Raw genomic sequence first — 3,125 nt, 5'->3', positions numbered from 1 at the left:
CGGGTTCGGCGGCCTCCTGCTGCGACCAGCGACCGGCCTGGCGGCGGGAGACTCGGTTGGAGACGGCGGTGGCCGTTCCGGCGACGACCGCGGTGCGGGCGACGCCACGTAGCAGTCCGGGCATGGCTTCCTGCCTGGGGTGAGGGAGATCGGGGTGGGGGTGGGGTGCGCGCGGGTCAGCCCGCGGCGTCGAGCTCCTCCAGTGCGTCCAGCACCTCCAGGAGGTCCTGGACCGGGACGCGGCCACTGGCGACCATGCGCGCGTCCGCCCGCCGCAGGGCGGCGGCCAGCGGAGCGGCCCACCGGTTCTCGTAGAGGAGCACCGCGGCGGAGTCGCCGGGCTCCAGGACCAGACCGGCCTCGGTGATGTCGGCGTCCCCGAGCAGACCGGAGGAGGCGCCCTCGAAGACGGTCAGGTCGAGGACCCCGTCGCCGGTCACGTCGGCCAGTTCGACGGCGGTGACCGTGCCGTCCTCGTCCTTGCGGACGAAGATCAGGTCGAGGATCCGGACGATGTCGCGATCGACCAGGTCGACGAGCAGCGGCAGACCCTCGCCACGGAGGTGGCTGCCGGGGAACGCGATCACCAGGTAGTCGATGGGGCCGAGGTCGACCCGTTCGGATTCGTCCGCCCCACCGGGCGCATCGGGTGCGTTGCTCACGTCGGCTCCTCCGGGCGTAGGGGGTGCGGTCCGGCCGGTCGGGTGTGCCGGTCGGGGGCCGGTCCGGGCGCCGCCCGGACACCGACCCGCAGCGACGCTAACCCGCCGGCCCCGGCCCCCGGCTCACCTGTTCGGGGTGACGACGCGACGGGGTGGCGCGTCGATCGGGCGGCGGACCCGGACCGGTTCCGGTCACCCCGCTGGGTCAGCCCTGCTCGCCGACTGCCGCGCGGGGCCCTTGGCTGGGTGCACCGGTGTTCGCGCCTCCCGGCGCCACCGGTCCGCCCGGGGCTCCCCCCGACCCCGGGCCGCCCAGGACGAGGAGCCGCGCCCATGCCACCGACCGAGCCCGGGCCCGAGCAGCCCGGCCGTCCGCCCGGACCCGCGCAGCCCGGCCGTCCGGACAGCGTCGAACTGGACGCGCTGCACCGCCGGGTCGCCGAGCTGGAGGCGGACGCCCGGAGCAAGAAGCAGCACCACCGGCTGCGCACCACCGGCTCGGTGGTCCTGGTGGTGGTCGCGTCCGTGCTGTCGCTGCTCGCGGTCATCTCGGTCTGGGCCCACGACGAGATCACCGACACCGACCGGTTCGTCGCCACCATGGCGCCGCTGGCCCACAACCCCGACGTCCAGAGCGCCCTGGCCAACCGGATCACCGACGCCGCCACGGAGCAGGTCGACGTCAAGGCCCTGGTGAACGACCTGTCCCAGGCCGCCGCCGAGCAGGGCGTGCCGCCCCGGCTGGCCCAGCTGCTGGGCGGCCTGACCGGCCCGCTGGAGGGGGCACTGACCAACCTCGTGCACTCCGCCGCCGACCGGGTGGTCACCAGCGACGCCTTCGCCACCGTCTGGGAGGAGGCCGTACGGGCCGGGCACGCCACCATGGTCAAGGCCCTCACCGGCAAGGGCGGCGGCGCGGTGGTGCTGAAGAACGACGAGGTCGTGATCGACATCGGGCCGATGGTGGACCGGGTGAAGACCGCCCTGGTCCAGGCCGGGTTCGCGCCCGCCGCCAAGATCCCGGAGGTGCACACCGAGTTCGTGGTGTTCTCCTCGCCCGACCTCGCCAAGATCCGCGGCGGCTTCCGGCTGCTGGAGATCCTCGGCTGGTGGATGCCGGTGATCACGGTCCTGGTCGCGGCCGGCGCGGTGTTCACGGCCTTCAACCGCCGCCGCGCACTGGCCGGCGCCGCCCTCGGCATCGCGGCGGCGATGCTGCTGCTCGGCCTCACCCTGACGGTGTTCCGCTCCTACTTCCTGGACCACCTGCCCACCGACGCCTCGCCCGCCGCGGCCGGCGCCGTCTACGACGCGCTGGTGACCTATCTGCGCACCTCGGTGCGGGTGGTCGGCTTCCTGGCCCTGGTCGTGGCGCTCGGTGCGATCCTCATCGGCCCCTCGCGGGCGGCCGTCACGGTCCGTTCGGTGGCCGGTCACGGGGTGGCGGCGCTGCGCTCGGCGGCCGACTCGGCGGGTTTCCGGGCCGGGCCGGCGGAGCGCTTCGTCCGCCGCTACAAGCGTTGGACGGGCGTGGCGATCCTGGTCGTCGCCGCCGTGCTGTTCGCCTTCTGGGACCACCCGACGGCGATGGTGGTGTTCTGGTTCGCCGTGGTCGTGCTGGCGGCCTTCGCGGTCCGCGAGTTCCTCGCCCCCGCCTACCGGACCGCCGCCCCGGTCGAGCCGCCCCCGGCACCCGGACCGCCGCCCGGACCCCCGACGCCGCCGGCGCCGCCCGCACCGCCGGGACCCCCGACCGTGACGGTCCAGGGTCCCTGACGGGCCGGGGCCGTGACCTGCCCGGGCAGGTCACTCCAGCGCGAGCGCCTTGGCGCGCTGGTACTCCTCCTCCGTGATGGAGCCGTCCCGCCGCAGGTCCGCCAGCCGGGCCAGTTCCTCGGCGGCGCTGGGCCGCTTGGCCTCGGACCCGGCCGCGTCCCGCACGTAGTCCCGGAACTCGGCGTCCGCCTGCTTCACCCGGGCCGCCTCCCGCATCCCCATGCCCTTGCCGCGGGCGATCAGATAGATGAACACGCCCAGGAACGGCAGCACGATCAGCAGCACGCACCAGCCGGCCTTGCCCCAGCCGCCGACCGAGTCGTCCCGGAAGAGGTCCCCGAAGACCCGGAACAGGAGCATGAACCAGAGGATCCACAGGAAGAACCACATGGTCGTGAGGAAGATGTTCATCAGCGGATAGTCGTCCATCGCCTGCCTCCGGAGAACGAGCCGACCGGGCCACCGGGCACCGGGGTCCGACCCCCTGCGGCCCACGGTGACGCCTGCCGCCCGCCCGCGCACCACCCCCGGCGGGTGAGGCGGGACCGGGGCGGGGGTGCCCGGCGGGGCCCGCGTGCCAAGCTCAGCCCGCCCCGGTCACCCCGCCCGCCCTGCCCGCCCCGGTCACCCCGGTCACCCCGCCCGCCCCGTTCGTCCGGCGGGCGCCGGTCTCACTCGGACCAGTCT

General features: G+C 74.9%; 3 protein-coding genes and 1 pseudogene. 1 reads left to right on the top strand and 3 read right to left on the bottom strand.

The annotated features are described in order from the left end of the window. Positions 1–124: pseudogene (locus ADK60_RS46790) on the bottom strand (SHOCT domain-containing protein); the annotation flags it as partial. Positions 125–176: 52 nt separating this feature from the next. Next, complete coding sequence (locus tag ADK60_RS20685) at positions 177–662, bottom strand: DUF6325 family protein (RefSeq protein WP_045940917.1); 486 nt, start codon at positions 660–662, stop codon at positions 177–179. A 333-nt stretch (positions 663–995) separates the two neighbouring features. On the opposite strand from ADK60_RS20685, the gene ADK60_RS20680 reads away from it, so the two are divergent. Continuing rightward, entirely contained in the window at positions 996–2,438 is a 1,443-nt protein-coding gene (locus tag ADK60_RS20680) for a hypothetical protein (protein WP_199839708.1), read from the top strand. Positions 2,439–2,468: 30 nt separating this feature from the next. On the opposite strand, the gene ADK60_RS20675 is transcribed toward ADK60_RS20680, so the two are convergent. After that, on the bottom strand, positions 2,469–2,867 hold the full coding sequence (locus ADK60_RS20675) for an SHOCT domain-containing protein (protein ID WP_053647999.1): 399 nt from the start codon (positions 2,865–2,867) through the stop codon (positions 2,469–2,471). Positions 2,868–3,125: the final 258 nt, after the last annotated feature.

This window comes from Streptomyces sp. XY431 (assembly GCF_001279805.1).
GTDB classification, from domain to species: Bacteria; Actinomycetota; Actinomycetes; order Streptomycetales; family Streptomycetaceae; genus Kitasatospora; species Kitasatospora purpeofusca.
This window is presented reverse-complemented; position numbering and strand designations above follow the sequence as displayed.

Bases quoted from the DNA above. Each gene is read 5' to 3' on its own strand.
- ADK60_RS20680 (WP_199839708.1), top strand. From the start codon at position 996: ATGCCACCGACCGAGCCCGGGCCCGAGCAGCCCGGCCGTCCGCCCGGA.
- ADK60_RS20675 (WP_053647999.1), bottom strand. From the start codon at position 2,867: ATGGACGACTATCCGCTGATGAACATCTTCCTCACGACCATGTGGTTC.